This window comes from uncultured Gilliamella sp. (assembly GCA_945271295.1).
GTDB lineage: Bacteria > Pseudomonadota > Gammaproteobacteria > Enterobacterales > Orbaceae > Gilliamella.
This window is the reverse complement of sequence record CALYPG010000015.1, coordinates 1-21,463: the sequence shown is the minus strand read 5'-3', so window position 1 is coordinate 21,463 and position 21,463 is coordinate 1. Positions and strand designations below refer to the sequence as shown.

Genomic DNA, 21,463 nt, shown 5'->3' with positions numbered 1-21,463 from the left:
AGAGCATTGCCCTGTTATTAATTTAGCTATTTTGGTAATAGTGTAAACATTTTAGGATTTTGACCAATCAGTTTTTGGGCAAGCCCATTAATATGTTCTACAGATAGACTTTCTACTTGTGTTAACTGTTGGTTGAATTGACTAAAATTATTATCGTCAGTTGCGATTTGAGAAATAGCAGATGCCCAATATTGAGCACTTTTTTGTTGCGCTTTATATTCTGTCATCCAAGCTTTTTTGGCAAGGTTGAGTTCTTGATCAGTAATGCCACGCAAATGAATATCGTCCATAACTTGCTTAACAAGTGATTTAATTTCATTCACCCGGTGTGGATCAGTTGTAAAATTTAACCTAGCAAGATAATAAGGTTGCGGTCGTCTTATCAATTGTTCCGAGAAAATGACGGTATACACTCCTGAATTTTTTTCACGAACAGCAGATAAGAGGCGAGCATTCACTACTTTATCTAATAAATTTAATGCCAGTTGATTATTTTGAGTCCAATTAGCTTCGCTTGTATAAAGTAGACTAACCATTGCTTTATCGCTAGTCCCATAAGGGTAATTTAATTGCATTGATTTATGAATCGGAGTGATATGGTTATCGTTCCAATGTAGAGGAGTCGAAGTTCCTGTTATACCAGCTAACCATTTGCTTGTTAATTCTTCAATCTGTTTTTTATCTACATTACCGGAAATGGTCAATACCATTGAGTTTGGTGATGAATAGAGCTTTTGATAAATTGATTGCAATTGTTTTGCCGTGAATTGACGCCAAGTACCATTCGGATCAACCATCAGACGTTGACTGTTGTTGAATGAGTTTTTGTGAATAAAGTCTAAGAATCTTCTTTCTACCGGTAATTTATTCAATGAAAGTGCTGAATTTTGTTGCGCTAATGTTAATTTTTGTTGATCAAACTGCGGAGCGGTGAGCTTTAAATAAAGAATAGAAAAAAATGATTCAAGCTGATCACTAGTTGTGCTACCGTGGAAACCATGATTTAAAAGCTCAGCATAAGGTTTTAATACACCATATTGTTGAAGATATCGAGTACTGTATTTGTCATAACCGCTAAGTTCAGCGAGTTGTTGCGCCCAAGCTATTGAACCAAGTTGTGAATTACTGTCTAATGATTGCCCACCAGAAATACGTAGATTTATTTGAATATTATCTGTTAATTTATTATTTGAATGAACAATAACTCGCATACCATTACTTAGTAACCATTCTTCACTCTCAATCTCTTTTAGTCGCTTAGTTTGAATAACTGAGCCAGGCTTAGGTGGTGTAATTTGTAATGATGTATTTTGTTTGTGGTAAGGAAATTCACCAATTTGATTTTTAGTTTTATTGCGTACTTTTTTCCATAACGAAATAAGCGCAACTTGAGTAATTAACCCTTTATCATTATCAGGTCCAATAACTGCAAGGCGTAGTTGACTCTGCTCTAAATGATTAGCGATAGTATGTTGCAATTTTTCTGGAGTTAGATTATTTATAATTGATTGGGTAATAGTTAGTTGCTGTTTTTTACTTATCATTGGCATTTGGTATTCAACCGCTGTAACTAAACGATCGGCTAGTTGGTTGTTACGATAATTCGCTTCATTCGTTGCTTGTTGTGTTAATTTGGTTAAAATTTGGTTAATAGCTTGATTGTATTCATCTTTAGTTACAGGAATTAGGGACATTCTTTGTAATTCATCAAATAATAATTGTACGGTTTCTTGATAATTATTTTGATTTGGAATGGCGAATAATAGATATTGTAAACTTTTCTCATCTAATAAAACGCTTTGTTCTTTTGCTTGAGCAAGTTGTAATTTTTGTTTTTCTACCAACAAATGAAGGCGACTATTTAAAATAGCTAACCAAATTTGATCTTCGATATCGCTAGCCATCCCTTGGGCTGTGTTTAATGGCATTGAGGTATCTCTTTGCAACATAATTTGTATTAAGCGTTGCCCTTGTTCTTTATCAAAGATTGTTTTGATAAGCGGTTCTTTTTGTGAATTAAATTGTCGTAAAGTTGCTATATCAATCGGGGTTGTACCTTTAGGTTTTTGCCCAAACACTTTTTCAATTGTTTGTCGAACCAATTGTTGATTAAAATTGCCAACGACAATAAGGCTCATTCTTTGTGGTTGATACCATTTTTCATAATATGCTTTCGCTTCTTCAAGAGGCACTTTTTTGACCAAAGATAATGAGCCAATAGGAGAGCGGTTAGCATATAGACTTCCTTGATAACGTAATTGATCTAATTGATCATTAATACGATAAGATACGCCTTGACGTAAACGCCATTCTTCGACAATTACATTACGTTCATTATTAAAATCAATTGGATTAAATAATATGTTATACGCCCAATCAGCCATAATATTTAATGCTATTTGGGTGGATTGTGGATTTGCCGGTAATGACAATTTGTATACAGTTGAGTTAAAACTCGTTACTGCATTTATATCGGTACCAAATGTAATACCAAACTGCTCTAATTGATTTCGGCTTGATTTATTAGGAAAGTTTGTTGTGCCTTTGAATGCCATATGTTCGACAAAATGGGCTAAACCCTTCTGTTGTTCTGTTTCTTGCAAAGATCCACTATGCACAACCAAGCGTAATTCGACATTATCATTTTGATTTGGCATTAAAATAACGTTTAAACCGTTATCTAATTGATAACGCTTTATTGTCGAATCTTGTGATGGTGATAGGTGTTGTGTGCAACCTATAAGAGTAAATAACAAACAATATATAATTAATTTTTTCATTTGCTGTCCTATAAAAATTACTTTTTAACCAAAGCTAGTACAAACATAATCATATAACTTCCCTTTTTAAAAGGCCTTTAAAATATCTGTTTATGTTTAAAATAATTTTAAAATTGTTTACTAAGTCATTTAATATTAATCACTGCATTGACTTGGTTTTGTAATTCACTTTGATGAGAAACAAACACAATTGCACTATGTGGTAATGCCTCTTTTAAGCGATCTATCATAATTATGGCGTTTTGAATATCCAACCCTGAGGTAATTTCATCAAGTAATAATAAATCCGGTTTATTAAGATAGAGTCGAGCTAACAATAGCCGTTGTTTTTCACCTCCAGACAACCTCGTTTCCCAATTATCATGGTGTAAAAGTTCAAAAACTAATTTATTTAATCCTGCAAATATCAACGCTTCTTCAAGTTGGCTTTGGTTATAATTCTCTGCTGATTTTGGATAACTGATTAGGTCAGCAAGTTTTCCTGAACCAATATAATTGTTTTGTGGCATCCATATATAGTTATCTGTTCGATAAATAGAACCAGAAAAATAGGGCCAAAATCCAGCTAAACATTTTAAAAGTGTTGATTTACCAATACCAGAAACACCTGCAATGATGATCGATTGCCCGGCTTTTAATTGACAAGAAAATGAAACTAATGGCGCATTATTAGCGCTCATTACTTGCAAATTGGTGACATCTAATAGAAATTCGGATTTGTCATCACACTTTTTGACATTAGACTCAATAGGTTCTTCTAACAAAATTACAAAATTATAAAGTCTTGTGACTGTTGCTTGCCATATTGCAATATCTTTATAGCAAAAAATAAACCAGCTTAGTGCACTATTGAGTTGAATAAAAGCCATACGGATTTGCATTAATCCACCTAATTGAATTGCATTAGCAATAAATTTGGGTAAAGCAAAAAATATTGGAGCTAAAGAGGATAGATGGTTAAATCCATTAACAAAGAAGAGTAAATTCCGTTCTTTTTTTATCAACTGATACCAATTGTGAATAATAGCTAAAAAATAATTTTGTAATTTTGCTTGTTCTTGAGCTTGGCCATGTTGTCCGGCAATAGTATCACTATTTTCTCGGCAATTTATCAATGCACTACGATAATTAGCCTCATTCTTTTGTTTTTCAATATTAATACCATGCAATTTGCGACCAATTACATGAGTTAGTAATATGCCAACAGCGACGTATAAAATACAAACAAAAAACATATAGCCAGGAATAGTTATGGTTATGCCGAAAATGGAAAATGAAATTGAACCAGATAAATTCCATAAAATCATAGAAAACGATATAAAGGTTAATAGTGATGTTAAAAATGAAATAAGTAAACTCAAAGATTGTGAAATTAATAGCTGAATATCTTCAGCTATACGTTGATCCGGATTATCAGGTTCGAGTTTTCTAATTTGTAAATGGTAATGCTGCCCATTTTTAGCTAACCATTTTTGCGTAATTTGTTCAGTCATCCAATTTCGCCATTTAATTAACAATTTTTTTCGCAAATAGTCTGCATAAACAACTAATAAAATTAAGATACCGATCAATAATAAAAACTCCCATAGCAGATTATATAGTGCTGTGCTATCTAGTTTTTGTAGTGCATTAAAAAATTGACCATTCCATTCATTAATTAAAATATTGAACCAAATTGAGATTAAACTTAAAGTGATGGTGGCAATTAGTAAGAGCCAAGCAATGATAGATTGCGATGATCGCCAAAAAGGTCTGATTAAAAAATAAAATTGTTTTAGTTTATTCACGTTATTTGTATTTAATTATCAAAATAATACCACCACAAAGTGGTGGTAATATAAACTAGAAATCATAGCCAACTTGCATCCAGAATTGACGTCCTAAATCATATGAATTCAATTTAATGGATTTACCATTTGAATCAACACCATAGGTGTAACGATCAATTACATTGTGTTTATCTAATAAATTATTTATTTCTAACGATATATTAGCACCGGGTACAAAAGTCGGTCGCCATAACATTTTGACATCCCAACGAAATGTACTGCCAAAGTCTTCTCGATCATAACGGGCTAATTGACCTTTATCATCATCAAAAGCATATTTACTTTCATATCTAACTGCTTGATAACGTTTACCATGCCATTGAAATTGGTTATAAACTGAAACACCATAATCGGGTAACTCCGTTTTAAATTCAACATTAAAGCGTAATGGAAGGTTAAAATCAGTTGCGGGTAACTTTGAAGCCTTAATGACTTTACCATTATAGTACACATAATTAGGATTAATCCGCCGTCCTGCCGGATCATAATGTGCATAACCGGTTTTAGGTGTATTACTTCGATTTTTTTCCCAAATAATTGATGCTTTCAGTGTATTTTCAGTAATATTAATTTTCCAAGGTTCAGAGGTTCGCACACTGATTGCGAAACTGTTATGTTCACTTTTCCCTGTATTATCAAATGTTCGTACGGAAGAGTTAGGGTATTTAGGTTTACTTACTACTTCATCTCGACCATTACGATGCACATATTCAAATCGCCAAAGAGTATTTAAAATCTTTTGTTCAATACCAAGATTAATTTCGTCGCTGTATGGCGTGGAGAGATTGCTAAGACCTTCAAAATCGTTATTATTATTCCAATTTTCATCAATTTGATCGCCGGGTTCACAAGAATAACAATTATACAAACCACCATTTTGGGCGCCATATAGGGCATAATTCATCATTGTTCTCCCGTAATAGCGATTATAACCAGCAATTAAACTGGTTTGCTTTGTACCAAATACGTCATAAGTAGCAGACACCCGAGGGGCGAGATTATAATTTTTGATAAAATCATCATAATCAACCCTTATACCTGGTTGTATAGTTAAACGATGATAAGTCATCGTATCATCTGTATAGAGTGTATAATTTTGGTAATCAGCATCATATTTCCCTTTTTTAAAGGCATTGATCATCCACCCTCCCCACATGCCATTATAATCTTGATAGTTATATCTAAAATAATCTCGGTTACGAATATAGGAGGCTTTAGTTTTGGTATATTCAAAACCAGTTTTAGGTTGATGCATTATGTCAAACCAATTAAATGGCGTAAAAGTGAACTTACCTTTTAAATTGGTATTTTTTTGTTTGGTTTTAAGATCGCCCATCCCGCCAGATTTGACTTCAAAGTTATTATCTTTATCCATAAAGTCATAATAGTAATAAGCGACAAAATACTTTTGATTATTACGGCGTTTATCTTCTAATTCCTGATAACCGCCTGTCAGTTCTAAATCACCAAGATCTTGTTGGGAAGTCAATTGTAGCGTTGAACCAATACCATTATGGTTAGTTGTAAATCCCGATCTAGCAACATTTGAAGAAAATGAGTAGTCTTTATAATTAGAATGGTTTATCGACCAATCTAAATAAGTGTTATCTGTCATATACCAACTTAACTTGCCAGAAACATTGGTTATTTCTCTTTTTTGATTTTTGTGTCCACCGTTTGCTTCAATAGGTAGAATTTGGTTATCAGGGTCTAAAATAATTGATTCACCTTGATAAGCATAAGACGATATTTCAGATTCTTTATGTGTAGCTGAAAAAACAAACCCCAAATTATCACTTATACCGGCCTCAAACCAACCACCAAAATTTTCTTTTTTATAGTGAGGTTGAAAACGATTAGGGCGACCTGAAGTATTTTGACGAGTACTAAAATCAACGCGTTTATCCGTATGGATTTTATTCCAAGCTGAACGAGTAGTATTATAGTAAACACTCCCGCCATTCGAATGTTTCCACCGACGACTTGTAACATCAATTACACCACCGGTAAATCCACCATATTCAACAGGAATATTTTTGTCATAGACTTTTACGTTATCAATTAAACGACTATCGATATATAGACCTTGTTCATCAGAGTTAATTCTAGTCTCAGTAAGATCATCACTAGGATTTGAAGGATCTATATCATTATTGAAACTAATACCGTCGAGCATAAAATTATTCTGGTAACTTGATGCTCCATGAATGGTTATTTTTGATGGTTTTATTTCACCTTGCTGATTACCGTTGTTACTACTATTTGAGACTTGAATGGCGGGTAATGTTTTTAATAAATCTGTTATATTACCATTTCCTACTGTACCGGTGCGAACATCTTCAGAAGTTATGGTTTCGGGGTTGGAGGCAATAAGAGAAGGGTTAAATGTTGCTTTAACTAGCATTACATCTTTTTTAGTATTTTTTTCATTGCTTTCGTCTTTTTTGTCAATTGATACCTTTTTTTTATTTTCATCTTTTTCTTCAGTTTGAGTTGTTGCTTGTGAATAAATTGGCAACAACAAAATAAATAATAATAAATAAAATCTACGCATGATATTTCATAATAATCCATTACTAAATGATAACGCAAACGATTATTATTCTTATTATCAATGAAGTCAATTAAATTTTAATTATGGAATATTTATGATTTGTTTTAGCTTTTTTATGAATTTTAACTATAAATTTTTGTTAGTGAGTTAGAGAAGATATTTTAAATGGTTAGATAAATTGGTTTAAATTGCGTAATATCTTTTGCAAATTAGAAATAGGTTTTAATTTTGTCAAACTTTTGAACGTTAATCATCGTTAATTTTAATGTGATTTTTCCAATGAATAAATATTGGTAGAAAACAAAAAAATATAGTGAAGAAATATTATTATATTTTATTGAATGGAATAGATATGCACTATAAATTTGACTACAAATTTTTTGTAATCAAATTTAATTGAAATTAGCTTTACCGATTAATCATTTCTAATTAATTTTATTCAATGCTCAGTTTTTGACCGACAGCAAACCATGCTTTGCGAGAATTTAAAAAATCTTGTGCGGGCATTGTTTTTTTACCCGCAGGTTGTAAAAGAGTGATATTCAAAGCATCTTTACTTGTAGCAATGCAAATGCCTTTTTTATCAGATTGTAGTATGGTGCCAGCTGGTTTGTTATGCTCAGTAGCTATCACTTGAGCTTGCCATACTTTAATAATCTCTCCGTTTACTTCAAAAAAGCTCACCGGCCATGGATTAAAAGCACGAATACATCGTTCAAGTTGTACAGCTGGTAAATTCCAGTCTAATTTTGCTTCTTGTTTAGATAGCTTTTCTGCGTAAGTGACTTGTTTTTCATCTTGTTTTTCCGGTTTAATTTTACCTTGATTGATTAATGTTAATGTTTCAAGTAAACCTTGAGGCCCTAATTTGGCTAATTTTTCATACAGTGACGCACTAGTATCCGTTGGTTCTATCGGGCAACTAAGTTTGTATAGCATGTCACCCGTATCTAGCCCAGCATCCATTTGCATGATTGTGATACCAGTTTGCGTATCACCAGCCCAACAGGCGCGTTGAATAGGTGCTGCACCACGCCAACGCGGTAATAATGAACCATGCACATTCAAACAACCTAATTTTGGCATATCAAGTACCGCCTGAGGTAAAATTAAACCATAAGCAACAACAATCATAATGTCAGCATTCAATGCTGAGATGATTTTTTGATTTTCTTCTTTTTTTAAACTATCAGGTTGATAGACAGGCAAATTATTTTCAATTGCTAATTGTTTTACAGGGCTTGCTGTCAGCTTGTTACCCCGACCAGCCGGACGATCCGGTTGAGTAAAAACTGCAATGACATTATGTTCGCTATTAATTAATGCTTGTAAATGTGTTGCTGCAAAGTCAGGCGTTCCGGCAAAAATAATATTTAATGGTTTAGTTGGATTTAACATCAATATTGTTATCCATAATTGAAAAATTAGGGGATATTATACTTGATATTTTGGTTATGATCTTTAATCAAAAAGGCGTTATCTGTAATTAATAACGCCTTTTTTCACTATCTAGAGAGTTGGAAAAGCTATAAAGGAAGGTTTCGTTTAATCATGCCTTCTTTATAAGCATCAAATAACATATTTTGCATTTTAATATATAATTTAAATGCAATGCCTGCCATGAGAATTGCTATTAATTTATTATCTTTCCATTTTTTGAAATTATTATATTGACGTGTTAATTTAGCATCACTCATTTTTCCAGAGTTGATTTGATTGATAATTGATTTGCTTTTTAGTTTAGCTACCTGAATTAACAAAAAACCTATAAATGAAAATAAAGCTATTAATAAACCCAAAGCGACAATACATTGTAATAAACTACCCATTTTATTTTTCCTATTCCTTAAATTTATAAAATATAATTTTTTACTATCTATCATTAATATCAACCTAATTGATATTAATCTGTTTTAAAAAAGTTATTATAGTATCAAGTGTATAATTTACTTACAATAACAAAGTGTTAATTTTTAAAAAGGAAAGAATACCGGAACTATCGCAATATCAACCGCCATAACCACAAAGGTTAATGGTACGCCAATTTTTACAAAATCTCCAAAACTATACCCGCCTGGTGCAACAACCATGGTTTTTACTGGTGATGATACTGGGGTAATAAATGATGCCGATGTCGCAATTGCAACTGTCATTGCAAAGGGATAAGGTGAATAACCAAATTTTATTGCTAAATCAATGGCAATCGGTGCTATCAAAATAGCCGTAGCAGTGTTTGATATAAATAACCCAACGGTTGAACACAGCAAAAATATAAATGTTAGTACTATATATGGGCCATAAGATTTTAAATGTATTTCAAGCCAATCAGATATGAGTGAAATACCACCCGTTTTACTTAGTGCTAGTGCAAAAGGCATCATACCAATAATTAAAATTAAAGATGGCCAATGTATCGATTTATATGCACTATTCATATCTATACATCGCGTTGCCCCCATTAATAAACATGCAATAAGCGCAGCAACTACATTAGGCACAATACCTGTTACCATTAGTATAATCATAATAGCAAGATTAATTAATGCTGCATAAGCTTGAGAACCCGCAGGAGCAACATCATCTATATCTGAAGGAAAATCCAATACTACAAAATCATTTGTTCGTGTCTGTAATTTTTGAATTGAACCCCAGTTACCACACACGAGTAGTGTGTCGCTCATTTCTAATCGTTCCTGGAATAAGTTATTGGTTTCCACAGGTGCATGATTGCGCCAAATACCAATTACGGTTAAAAAATACTTACTTCTAAAATCTATTTCATTTAATGTTTTGCCACATAGAGTTGATTCTGGTAAAAGCGCAACTTCTGCCATACCAACTTCTTTGACTTTCTCAGAAAAATATTCACCGCGTAAAATTTTCGGTTCAAGATTATTGGTGGTTAAGAAAGTACGATAATCAGCTTCAGAGTGAGACATATCAAGTAATAAGATATCATTCTCACGAAATTCAGTTGAGCCATTAACTGGGATTAAGACTTTATGAAATTTACGCCAACGCTCAATACCAATCACATTCACGCCATGATCACTTCGTAAATGTAATCCGTCTATGGTTCGTCCAACAAATGGTGATCCGGCGAGTATTTGTGCTCGGTGCGCGCGTCCAATTAATTTATAATCTCGAATTAAATCTGTGATTTTTCGTCTTTTAGGTTGTGAATTTGTTGGTGTTAATTGCTCAGCGGTAAGTAACCAATTGCGAGTAAGGATACAATAAATAATTCCAACAACTAATACGCACAAACCAATTGGAGTAATGGAGAAAAATTTAAATTCGGTTAACCCAGAACGGTCAAGTTCACTATTGACAACAAGATTAGGTGCTGTCGCAACCAACGTCATCATACCGCTAATTAATGCCGCAATACAAAGTGGCATCATCAATTTTTTGATATGAATACCTGTATGGTTTGCGATACTAATGGCAACAGGTATGAAAATCGCTACTACACCGGTTGAACTCATTATCGAACCGAGCAAAGCAACACCTAACATGATATAAATAATAATGCGAATATCATTTTTACCGGCTATTTTCAATATATATTCGCTCATCTTATATGAAATACCCGTCCTAACCAGACTTTCACCAATAATAAATAATAATGCAATTAAAACAATATTGGGGTCACTAAACCCAGCTAATGCTTCTGATGGCGTTAAAATACCTGTAATAGTAATTGCCATAATTGTTAGCAAGGCAATAATATCCATTCTTAACTTACTGAATGAAAATAGCACAATTGCAATTAATAATAATATGCAGACAATAATGAGAGGATGATTCTCAATAACATAATTAGGCAAAATCGCTATAATCGATGACACCAAACTATCCCCTGATGACGATTGTTCCACAGAAAGTAACTCTATATTAAGCCGACTAGATTTTCGACATAATACCTTGATTTATTGCAATAGGGAATATGTCTTATCAAACTTAGCTGTATAAAATTATGACATTTATTTATTCGAACTTTGATAATTATTACTGCTAATTGAATATTAATAAACTTGAATTACTTTCAGAAATTGAAGCAGAGTAAGTAATAAAAATAGTGATTACCATTTACTATGAAATTAATTTTTTTGTAATGCTCAATAAAGTAATTACGTCATTAATCTTAGTTGCCCCCGATGCTTTATCAATAATCGAACTATAAATATGTGGAATGATTTTTTTCACCCCTGCATCTAATGCAATTTTCAAAATAGCGCCATAGTTGTCTAAATCTATTCCCCTTGTGGGTTCAAGATAAAAATTATTTTCTGCACAGCATCTGGCTACATATTCAAATTCATTTTGATGTTTTAATCCGCCCATTGGAAAATATTTTATCGAACTGCCACCCATGTCTTTTAATAAAGCAATGGCTGTCTCAACCGGTACTATTGCAGCAGCAGATTGAGAGCTTAATGGCCCGGTTGCAATATTAACTAAACCAACTTTTCCTGTCGGAGATACCAGTCCGTTAATAACCGTTTCTTTTTGTCCCAAAAGTGCCCTGCTTGTAGCAACGCCGGTAAAAACTTGGTTAATATGCTGCGGTTGCAGTTCCGCTGAAATTTCTGATACCATCGTGGACTGATTCGGGTCACCTGCACCCAAACCTACTGATATTGCATTATCTATTGCTAATGCATATTTTTTCATATCTGCAATCGCTGAACTATTATCTGGGTAGTTTTTTGATAAAATACCAACCACCACGTGGGTTTGTGCCGCTTCATAAATTGCTTTTGCATTAGCTATTGAATTGGCCAAAACATTTAAACAGACACGGTCATTGTAATAATTGGGGGTCAGTTGCATGAGCTTGCTCCTTGAATAATTGCTTTAATTTTGTTGTAAATAATATCGAGTTGTTCGCCCGTTACACTACGAACATCTGCATCTACTTTACCTTCATTCGCTTTATAGTCTCGAAAATAAACGGCAATTTTACCTTGTTTCATCAGATGTACCATATCTTGAGCGCTCTTACCTGTCACTTTTGCATCAAACGATATTTCGGCTCGGGCAATATCTCGCCCCGCTCCATCCCAAACGACCTTAGCTGATATACCGGCTATAGCATTTAGTTTTTCTATAAATGGAGTCATTTTTGCCACCATCTGTTGACCGGTTTCTTGCTTTGGCTCGGTAATATAAAGTTCAATGGCTTTTGTTAAACCCAAAATACCTTCTTTACCTACTTTCATTGGCCTTCCAATACCTTGTGATTGGCGTTTTACCCACTCAACTGCTTGTTGACGACCAATTACTAAACCGCTGGTCGGACCTTCTATCGCTTTGGCACCACTATAAATAACTAAATCAGCTCCCTGTTGATAATAAGTTTGCAAATCTTCTTCTGCCGCCGCATCAACAATTAGTGGAATATTATACTTTTTGGCAATACTGGCCGTTTGCGCTACCGACAACATACTTTTTTGAACACAGTGATGTGACTTAACATATAAAATCGCCGCCGTATCAGGATTAATTAACGATTCAATATGCTCCGGTTTGCACTCATTGGCATAACCTGCTTCAACTACAATACCACCACCTAAACCAACCATTGTGCCTATTGGGGCTCCAAAATTAACGTTATGGCCTTTAGGGACAATAATTTCACGTGGCACATATTTATCTGATGAATGTAAATTCATCAACAGGTCAAGGTCATCTTTTACAATAACCCCGGCAACCGCTTGTGCAATACCCGCTGATGCACATGACACCACTACGGCATTTTCAACATTTAGCAAGTTAGCAATATATTGCCCTGTTTTATCCACTAAATCCTTTATTTCAAAATACTCATTTAAGCCTTCACAAACAGTATTGACTACTTCTGGTCTCGGTGTTGATACACCTAATATTGTCATACGACCTGAGGCGTTAATCACTTTTTTTAAGTTATATTTTTCATATATAGATATCATCTTTATCTCTCAGATTGATTAATGATGGTTATGATATATTTATTTGAAGTGTTTTATACCTGACCTATTTTGAATTTACACAACGTGAAATTTATTTGATACAAAACACCTGATTTAATGATGTTTATTAAGTTACCTTTATCAGCTAAATTGCTTTTTAAAGATAACAAAACATAAACTTAACTATTTATTATTAATAATGTAATTAAAAATAATTATATTTATACAAATAGTTACAATATCCCTAGTAATGAAGTAATCACGCTGATAATTACCACTGAAACTAAGATGGTCGTATAACGTGGCCCTTTTTTGATGAGATAAAAGTAAATCGAAAATACAGCAAATAGTGGTAATAAACCTGGCGCTATCGAGTCTATTATTTCTTGTACCACCACTTTAGTTCCTTCTGCCGTACTAAATACAAGAGGCGTGGTTAAATGTACATAATTTGCTGATAATGCTCCCATCATAATCAGCCCTAAAACATTAGCGCCATAAATTAATTGCTTCATTTTGCCATCTTGTAATAAGGTTATAATAGAGTCTCGTCCAACAGTATAACCTTTATTAATTAAGGCATAACTTAAAATAAGAGTAATGGTTGGATAAACAATTAATGGTATAACGCCACCCATTGCATTACCATTAGCAGCAAATGGGATAAATAATGCTATAAGTAAAGGCATAACCGCTGCCCAAATAATTGAATCACCAATACCTGCAAGAGGTCCCATTAAACCCGTTTTAATACCAGTAATTGAACTATCAGAAATATTTTCTCCTAAGCTTTTTTGTTCTTCCATAGCAATTGCAATACCTTGAATCATTGAACCAAATGTTGCTTCTGTATTAAAAAAATTTAAATGACGTTTTAAAGCCTCAGTTTGTTCTTCTTTGGTGTTATACAGTTTTTTAATAATTGGCGTCATTGATGCACAAAATATTAAACTTTGTAACCGTTCATAAGAACTAGATAATTCAGCGCCAAGATAATAAATAAGCCATGCTTTACGAAGATCATTTTTAGTTAATCGGCTACTTTGTTTAGCTTTTTCAATAAGTTCGTTTTCAATGAAATCAGAACTGACTTGGTTATTATTCATTTCATGCATCCTCTTTATTTGCAAAGCTTTTTATTAAAAATGCTAAGCAGGTTCCAAATATTGCCATAGCCATTACATCGACTTTTAAGTAAAGTACCGCGAAAAATCCACCAATAAAATAAGGTAGTAAATTCTTTTTCCCAATAACCATAATGGTAATGGCAAAACCTAGTGCAGGTAAAATACCACCAATAATTTCAAATGAATGAGTTAACCAAGTAGGCATTAAGGCTAAAAATTTTTCAACTACTGGCTGACCAAAAAAATTAGCAGCAAAAACAACTGGAAAGCGAATAATAAAACCTAAAATAGATGGATAGATAAATGCACAACGCATAATACCGCCGATGTTTGCTTGTTCTGCATGTTTATCTGCCATATGAACCCAAATGGCATTTAATGTGCGTCGTAACTGATCGACAAATACCCCTATTACACCAAATGGAATAGCTAAGGCAATGGCCATATTAGTATCCATTCCAGCTTGCACAGCAATTGGAATTGCTATACATGCGGCAAGCGCTGGATCAGAAGGAACATTACCACCGGGAGTTGAAGTTACACCTAAATAAACCAGTTGCATGCCCGCACCGATGATCATGGCTGCGGCCATATTTCCAGTTAATAAACCAACAAAAATGGCGACAACAACGGGTTGTAATAACATTGCTGAAAATGTGTAACCAAATCGTAAACGGGCAAACCAATAATATACCCCCATACAAATTGCAATCATTAATGTACTCATAATTTCTCCTAATAAGATGATAAGTTAGTATTTTTTTAATACATCATCAACTTGTTGAGGCTTATCTTCTGGTATAGTTTGGAAATAAACATCAACACCAAATTGCTTTATTTTTTCTAGTGTTTTCACATCATTATCATCTAATGTAATATTTTGAAATACAGCTTTACGATTAGGTCCTCCCCCAAGCCCACCTACTTGAATTTTATCAATGGTAAAACCCATTTCAATAGCCTGACAAACGGTAGTTAAACTAGGAAATAAAACTAATACATTACCTTCTCCTAATTGATTTTCTGTCCAGAGTTGAACAAAATGTTGGTTACCCAAACAGTCTACTTTGACATTAGGTGGCGCGGCCATTAAGTAGATGTTTTTCATGAAAGGATCATTTTCAAGTTCGTCACTTACCACAACGATTCGATTAGCTTGAGATTGACCAACCCATTTAGTTACAACTTGCCCATGGATTAAACGACTATCTATTCGACATAATACAATTTTGGCCATTTTATTGATTCTCCTTAGATTTCTGTTTTATTTCGGCTAATACATCTTTACAACTTCCCTGTCCGACTGCTACTAAATCGTTAATTACATAAATTAAAGGCCCTTCATCTTTTTTGTTGATAGCTTCAATTAATAACAAAGCACTAAGTCCAGAAATAACGCCAATTTTATAATCAAGACTTAGTCTGGCGGCTGTATTAGAAGTAGTACCGCCAATAAAATCTGTAATGATTAAAGATCCTTCAGGCATCTTTGCAACTTGTTGTTCAACTTTTTGATAATACTCACTGAAGGTATCATTAGGCATTAGCGCAATATCAAATACACCATCAATGTGACCAATGATCATACTTAAACTTTCTTTAAGCTGTTTTCCCCAATCACCATGGGTAAGTATTAAGATTTGAGATGATAAATTATTCAAACTTTTACTCCTTATAATGTTGACTTACAAAATAATAAGCAAAAGTTATGCCAAAAAATCTAGCAAGAGGGAATAAATGTTTTTTTGTGTTAAAAATCAAATATTAATTGTAAAGTAATTGATAGATATATAAGAATTCGGCATCGGATAAACGAATAGTGTAACTATTTTCAATCGGGGAAAAGGCTTCTTTAATAACAGATATAGCATAATTAGATTCAATAGTTTGATTTTCAATTGCCATCTGTAACGGTTTGCGACTAATTACAATACGCTCAACCATACAACAGCAGTGAATAAGAAAACGAAGTGTCACTTGTTTTGATGGAGATAAATCTAGTTTTTGACAGATATAATGATAAACATCTTTCATTTCATCTAAAATTCTTTGTGGATTTAGTACCGAAATTTGATTGATAATACTTTCTAGTGTCAAAACCCCAATAAATTTCATTGTGCTCTTTTGTAGCATTAACTGTCGCTCATTTTCACTCATTTGTGGTTTTAATAGACTAATAATTAGTTCAGGACCTTGTTCTGAAAATAGTTCTTCTAACGAGATAAACGGAATATCTGGTAACCCGGGTTGGAAAGTGCCAATAATGCCAACGATATGCTCTTTTTTATTTAATACATTACGTAAACGTTCAGGACTACGAATATCATGATAATCGACAACCAATAAACGAGTATTATTAATTAAATCGTTAAAACATTCCTCAATGACATTTTTTATTTTAATAGCAGTTCCCATACCTGTTATACACGATATCATCATAACCTGTTCGTGATTTTCTTCCAGATGGTCGCATAATTTATAATCAATGTCTTTTTCTTTAATTAGCGTAACAATTTGATAAAAATCTTTAGTTTCATAAGTCAAATCTAAGCTAAAATCTAATAATGTTGATAGGGTAATATTATGCAGCAATAGAACATCAATATTAAATAATTGATGAATAACATTGCCAAAATGTACTAAAGATCCGGTATCAACAATTAAAATAAGTTGTTGGCAATGGTATTGTTTAATTTTTTCGATTAAAATTTCAAGCGTATCATGTACAGATTGTTCAAATGGCATATTAATTGGAATAATTAATTCATATTCTAAAATACGATTAACATAATTTGCCATGCTGGTTGCTGTTGTATCACCATGCGCAATAAATATAACCTTATAACTATCAGGAATGGTTTTTTTTTGTCGATTTAAACGGCATTCTTTGAGGAATAAACACCAGTAAACAATTTCAGTAGCAGGGCATTGAATATAAAAAATATCTTCAATTCGTTTGCAAATTAATAATGCATTATCATATTCATCTTTACAGTGATCAAGAATCAAGCTAGATGAATATAGATTAGGGATCATCTCTTTTTTAATATAAGTGAGTAATGTTAAAAAATGTTTATATAGTAAATTCTTAAGATGATTTTGTAAGGAAAATCCTAAAATATCCTCAATATACTCTGTTAAGATATTAATATATTTTTCGAATTGTTCATTATGTATATATTGTTTATGATTTTGTTGATTAATCCCATAATCGAAAATGTTTTTTAATTTCTTTTTTAAGATAGATAGAGTTTCATGGGGAGAAACATTACTATTACGTAAATTGACATACTCTTGAGTAATAAAAGTATAAAATAGATCGCTATCTTCTTTGTTGGTTAATTCGGTGAGAGTATTTGTTAACTGTTGATTCCCTATTTCAGATATTTCAATATATTGCTCATGATTAAATAATCCATTAGCAAGTATATTGACTTCTTGAGTTGGGGAGTAAAATTCTTCAATAAATTGCTTATCAAGTACTAGGGTTGAAGATTTTTTATGTAGATTGGCAGTCCATCCTTGAGCACATAAGGATTGTATATCGCTTTTAAGCTGGCCTATATTTCCTTTTAGTTGTTTGGTTAATAAGTAGATTAAAACAACTTTATCAATTGAGATAATATGATCAATCTTTTTACTTTCTATTTGTAAAAAGTGAAAAATTAATTCAGCTCGTTCTTCTAAACTACGAGACTCGATAGACGGTAAATCAATATTGACTTGAATACGTCTTAAAAAAGTACGCAATAAACTGGATTGAATATTTTCGGTCGTAGTACAGATTAATCGAATATTAACTTTGGTTGGTTTATCCGTTGACCCTAGAGGATTAAATTGACCTTTATCTATAATTAAAAATAACTTTTCTTGGCTTTCATGGCTTAATCTATGTACTTCATCTAGCAATAAAAAACCACCGTTAGCTTGTTCTATAAGACCGATTTTATGATGAGTTGCCCCCGTAAATGACCCTTGTTTATGACCAAATAGATGTGATGATAGTAATTCTTGATTATTATAATATTCCGCGCAATTAAAATAGATAAAAGGAACAGTATGCCCAACTTGTTGCTCTCTTAGTTGATGCATTAATTCTGCAAAATAGGTTTTCCCAACACCAGATTCTCCAGTGATTATCACATGTAGTCCATTAGGATAAAGTACCGCTGCCCGACCTTTTGTAACTGCGGTTTGTAAACTATGGTTATGACCGATAAGCTGAAAAAAAGGATCAAGTTGTGTTTTTTTAGTTTGAGGTAAAAGTTGTGATTGTGTTACTTCATCATAAATATTGTAGCTTAATTTTTGTTGGATTATATTTTCATAGGTTGCTTTATCTAGAAAATAAACAGGACGAGATTTTATTTTTATTACCATACCCGCTACATTCAGTTGATTGAGTTCTTTACTTACTGAATTGCGCGCAATACCTAAATTAAATCCAATTGTATTGGCATCAAAGCCGGTAACTTTAGTTAAGTTTCCATTAGCAATTTGTAATTTTAGGGTTTTCGTTAAACGAATCAGCTCCTGATGAACTATCTCCTTGCGTTTACTCATTTTTAATAACTGTAGTTTGATGAGTATTAAATATTATATAGTAGATAATTATAAGGGCAATAGTCTAACCTATTGCGATTTATAGTTTTACGTTGATTTTAATTGTGATGAAAAATCAGTTTTAATCATATCAAAATTAAATAACATTTAAGGTATTTAACTTAATATTTCAATTAGCATTTCTGCCGTCATTGCGGCAGAATGATTAGATTAAAAGCTAACTGCACCTTCTTCTGCTGAAGTAAGATTTTCACGAATAACAGTAAAAAGTTCTCGACCAAAACCATGATGCGAGTCAACTAAATTAAAAGGATAAGGTTCGCGTTTAGCAAGTTCTTCTACGTCAACTAATAATGTCATTTCACCAGTTTGACCATTAACTCGTATCATATCACCATTTTTCACTTTACTTAATAATCCACCATCATAAGCTTCAGGGGTAACATGTATCGCTGCTGGCACTTTACCCGATGCACCAGATAAACGGCCATCAGTTAATAATGCCACTTTATAACCACGATCTTGAAGTACACCTAATGGTGTAATGAGTTTATGTAACTCAGGCATGCCAATTGCTTTTGGGCCTTGATAGCGAACGACAACAACACAGTCTTTATTTAATTTACCCGCTTTATATTCAGCATCTAAATCATATTGGCTATTGAAAATTACTGCTGGTGCTTCAATAATTTGATGTTCAGGGGCTATCGCTGATGTTTTCATTACTGCGCGCCCAAGATTACCTGACATTACTTTTAATCCACCATGAGAGTTGAATGGTTTTTTCATTGATGCAATGACATTTTCATCCAGTGATTTAGTTGGTCCTTCACGGAAAACTAATTGACCATTTTCCAAAATAGGTTCTTTGGTATATCGACTTAGACCTCGACCAGCAACGGTTTCAACATCTTCATGAAGTAAACCGCCATTTAATAATTCTCTCACTAGTAACGATGTTCCACCAGCAGCTTGAAAATAGTTAATATCAGCAGGTCCATTTGGATAAATTCGGCAAAGTAAAGGTACTACGGTTGATAAATCTGAAATATCGTCCCAATTGATGATAATGCCCGCCGCTTTAGCCATAGCAACAATATGCATGGTGAGATTAGTAGAACCACCTGTGGCCAGTAAGGCAACTAAACCATTTACAATTACCTTTTCATCAACCATTTTACCTACAGGCATATAATTTCCAGATTGGTTAGTTAGGCGAGTAATTTGTTTAGCAGCGGCATTAGTTAATTCAAAACGTAATGCGGTTTCAGGATGAACAAACGCAGCTCCGGGTAAATGTAATCCCATTAATTCAATAACCATTTGGTTACTGTTTGCCGTACCATAAAAAGTACAAGTGCCACTGGTATGGTAAGAAGCTGACTCTGATTCTAACAAATCTTCACGCGATGCTTTACCTTCCGAATAAAGTTGGCGAATGCGAACTTTTTCTTTATTTGGTAATCCAGAAGGCATTGGGCCGGCTGGTATAAAAATCGCAGGTAAATGGCCAAAGGTTAATGCACCCACAAAAAGACCGGGTACGATTTTATCGCATATGCCCAAATATAAAGCACCATCAAACATATTATGAGAAAGGGCAACTGCAACGGACATTGCAATTACATCACGACTCATCAATGAAAGCTCCATACCCGGTTCACCTTGAGTAACTCCATCACACATTGCCGGCACACCACCAGCCATTTGGCCAACAGCACCAGCTTCATGTAAGACTTTACGAATTTGCTCAGGATAGAATTCATAAGGTTTATGCGCTGAAAGCATATCATTGTATGAATTAATGATTCCAATATTACTTTTAAGGATATTTTTTAAATCATTTTTTTCATCAATACAACAGGCAGCAAAACCATGTGCTAGATTACTACAGGGTAAACTGGCTCTGGTGACTTTTTGATACATGGCGCGTTCTATTTTTTGTAAATAAGCTTCACGAGAAGCTTTAGAACGCTCAATAATACGACGTGTTACAGATTGAACGGTAGGATTCACATTAACCTCTTGGATTTTCTTTATTATTTTTTATTTGTTTTTATATTATTAGCAATGACATATTGCACGTATCGTTTCTTCGGTGTCATGGACAACACCTTCTAATGATTGTTCAATATTAATGGTATAAACATCTTTTTCATCAGACATTGGTTCTTCAAGAGTATCAAATTGTGATTGTAGCATGCCTGTTTTTTGGTAATGCCCTTTACGTTTTGCTAAACGATCTGCAATAACTTCAAAGCTTCCTTTTAAGTACACAAAGTGAACATTTTCATTTTCACCACGAATAATATCTCGATATTGTCGTTTTAGTGATGAACAAATAATAATTGAAACATCATTTACGTTGCTCATTGCAAATGCTGCATTACTAATTAAATGAAGCCAAGGCATCCGATCTTCATCATTTAATGGGGTTCCGCTGCGCATCTTTAAAATATTTGCTTTAGGATGTAAAAAGTCGCCATCTAAAAATGCTGCGTCAAGATTATAAGCAACTTGTTTTGCGACCGCTGATTTGCCACTACCTGACACGCCCATTAATACAAAAACTTGTTTACTTTTTTTAGTCACTTCGAGTCCTTACTTTATTACTTTATTACTTTATTACTTTATTACTTTATTACTTTATTACTTT

15 protein-coding genes are annotated in these 21,463 nt (G+C 33.3%); all 15 read right to left on the bottom strand.

Going from position 1 to position 21,463, the window contains the following annotated elements; translation table 11 throughout:
- Positions 1 to 26 precede the first annotated feature (26 nt).
- Positions 27 to 2,780 carry an insulinase family protein gene (locus Q0K76_RS08505; protein WP_294614321.1) on the bottom strand — a complete coding sequence of 918 codons (2,754 nt, stop codon included), beginning with the start codon at positions 2,778 to 2,780 and terminating at the stop codon, positions 27 to 29.
- A 125-nt stretch (positions 2,781 to 2,905) separates the two neighbouring features.
- Entirely contained in the window at positions 2,906 to 4,567 is a 1,662-nt protein-coding gene (locus tag Q0K76_RS08500; RefSeq protein ID WP_294614318.1) for an ABC transporter ATP-binding protein/permease, read from the bottom strand.
- Between the two features lie 55 nt (positions 4,568 to 4,622).
- Entirely contained in the window at positions 4,623 to 7,163 is a 2,541-nt protein-coding gene (locus Q0K76_RS08495; RefSeq protein WP_294614315.1) for a TonB-dependent receptor plug domain-containing protein, read from the bottom strand.
- Positions 7,164 to 7,598: 435 nt separating this feature from the next.
- The gene (gene fmt, locus Q0K76_RS08490) at positions 7,599 to 8,561 is read right to left on the bottom strand and encodes a methionyl-tRNA formyltransferase (protein ID WP_294614313.1); all 963 of its coding nucleotides are present in this window, start codon (positions 8,559 to 8,561) and stop codon (positions 7,599 to 7,601) included.
- Positions 8,562 to 8,689: 128 nt separating this feature from the next.
- The gene (locus Q0K76_RS08485) at positions 8,690 to 9,046 is read right to left on the bottom strand and encodes a hypothetical protein (RefSeq protein ID WP_294614310.1); all 357 of its coding nucleotides are present in this window, start codon (positions 9,044 to 9,046) and stop codon (positions 8,690 to 8,692) included.
- 90 nt (positions 9,047 to 9,136) lie between these two features.
- A complete protein-coding gene (locus tag Q0K76_RS08480; RefSeq protein ID WP_294614306.1) occupies positions 9,137 to 11,014 on the bottom strand; it encodes an SLC13 family permease in 1,878 nt (625 codons plus the stop codon).
- Between the two features lie 244 nt (positions 11,015 to 11,258).
- Positions 11,259 to 11,999: a KDGP aldolase family protein gene (locus tag Q0K76_RS08475; protein ID WP_294614303.1), complete on the bottom strand. Its 741-nt coding sequence runs from the start codon at positions 11,997 to 11,999 to the stop codon at positions 11,259 to 11,261.
- The gene (locus Q0K76_RS08470) at positions 11,990 to 13,117 is read right to left on the bottom strand and encodes a DgaE family pyridoxal phosphate-dependent ammonia lyase (protein WP_294614300.1); all 1,128 of its coding nucleotides are present in this window, start codon (positions 13,115 to 13,117) and stop codon (positions 11,990 to 11,992) included. Before Q0K76_RS08470 ends, Q0K76_RS08475 begins: the two co-directional genes overlap by 10 nt.
- 233 nt (positions 13,118 to 13,350) lie before the next feature.
- Positions 13,351 to 14,223 (bottom strand): PTS system mannose/fructose/sorbose family transporter subunit IID, encoded by an 873-nt coding sequence (locus Q0K76_RS08465; protein WP_294614297.1) that lies wholly within the window; start codon positions 14,221 to 14,223, stop codon positions 13,351 to 13,353.
- Between the two features lies 1 nt (position 14,224).
- Entirely contained in the window at positions 14,225 to 14,971 is a 747-nt protein-coding gene (locus Q0K76_RS08460; RefSeq protein ID WP_294614294.1) for a PTS sugar transporter subunit IIC, read from the bottom strand.
- A 24-nt stretch (positions 14,972 to 14,995) separates the two neighbouring features.
- Positions 14,996 to 15,481, bottom strand: coding sequence for a PTS sugar transporter subunit IIB (locus Q0K76_RS08455; RefSeq protein WP_294614291.1), 486 nt, complete (start codon positions 15,479 to 15,481; stop codon positions 14,996 to 14,998).
- Between the two features lies 1 nt (position 15,482).
- A complete protein-coding gene (locus Q0K76_RS08450) occupies positions 15,483 to 15,905 on the bottom strand; it encodes a PTS fructose transporter subunit IIA (RefSeq protein ID WP_294614287.1) in 423 nt (140 codons plus the stop codon).
- Between the two features lie 103 nt (positions 15,906 to 16,008).
- Positions 16,009 to 18,807 carry a sigma-54-dependent transcriptional regulator gene (locus Q0K76_RS08445; protein WP_294614284.1) on the bottom strand — a complete coding sequence of 933 codons (2,799 nt, stop codon included), beginning with the start codon at positions 18,805 to 18,807 and terminating at the stop codon, positions 16,009 to 16,011.
- Between the two features lie 210 nt (positions 18,808 to 19,017).
- Positions 19,018 to 20,823, bottom strand: coding sequence for a phosphogluconate dehydratase (gene edd, locus Q0K76_RS08440; RefSeq protein ID WP_294614281.1), 1,806 nt, complete (start codon positions 20,821 to 20,823; stop codon positions 19,018 to 19,020).
- 48 nt (positions 20,824 to 20,871) lie between these two features.
- Positions 20,872 to 21,366: a gluconokinase, GntK/IdnK-type gene (locus tag Q0K76_RS08435; protein ID WP_363322445.1), complete on the bottom strand. Its 495-nt coding sequence runs from the start codon at positions 21,364 to 21,366 to the stop codon at positions 20,872 to 20,874.
- Positions 21,367 to 21,463: the final 97 nt, after the last annotated feature.

Excerpts from the sequence above, each read along its gene's own strand:
- Q0K76_RS08505 (WP_294614321.1), bottom strand. The coding sequence starts at position 2,780 with ATGAAAAAATTAATTATATATTGTTTGTTATTTACTCTTATAGGTTGC.
- Q0K76_RS08495 (WP_294614315.1), bottom strand. The coding sequence starts at position 7,163 with ATGCGTAGATTTTATTTATTATTATTTATTTTGTTGTTGCCAATTTAT.
- fmt (WP_294614313.1), bottom strand. The coding sequence starts at position 8,561 with ATGTTAAATCCAACTAAACCATTAAATATTATTTTTGCCGGAACGCCT.
- Q0K76_RS08485 (WP_294614310.1), bottom strand. The coding sequence starts at position 9,046 with ATGATAGATAGTAAAAAATTATATTTTATAAATTTAAGGAATAGGAAA.
- Q0K76_RS08475 (WP_294614303.1), bottom strand. The coding sequence starts at position 11,999 with ATGCAACTGACCCCCAATTATTACAATGACCGTGTCTGTTTAAATGTT.
- Q0K76_RS08470 (WP_294614300.1), bottom strand. The coding sequence starts at position 13,117 with ATGATATCTATATATGAAAAATATAACTTAAAAAAAGTGATTAACGCC.
- Q0K76_RS08465 (WP_294614297.1), bottom strand. The coding sequence starts at position 14,223 with ATGAATAATAACCAAGTCAGTTCTGATTTCATTGAAAACGAACTTATT.
- Q0K76_RS08460 (WP_294614294.1), bottom strand. The coding sequence starts at position 14,971 with ATGAGTACATTAATGATTGCAATTTGTATGGGGGTATATTATTGGTTT.
- Q0K76_RS08455 (WP_294614291.1), bottom strand. The coding sequence starts at position 15,481 with ATGGCCAAAATTGTATTATGTCGAATAGATAGTCGTTTAATCCATGGG.
- Q0K76_RS08445 (WP_294614284.1), bottom strand. The coding sequence starts at position 18,807 with ATGAGTAAACGCAAGGAGATAGTTCATCAGGAGCTGATTCGTTTAACG.
- Q0K76_RS08435 (WP_363322445.1), bottom strand. The coding sequence starts at position 21,366 with ATGGGCGTGTCAGGTAGTGGCAAATCAGCGGTCGCAAAACAAGTTGCT.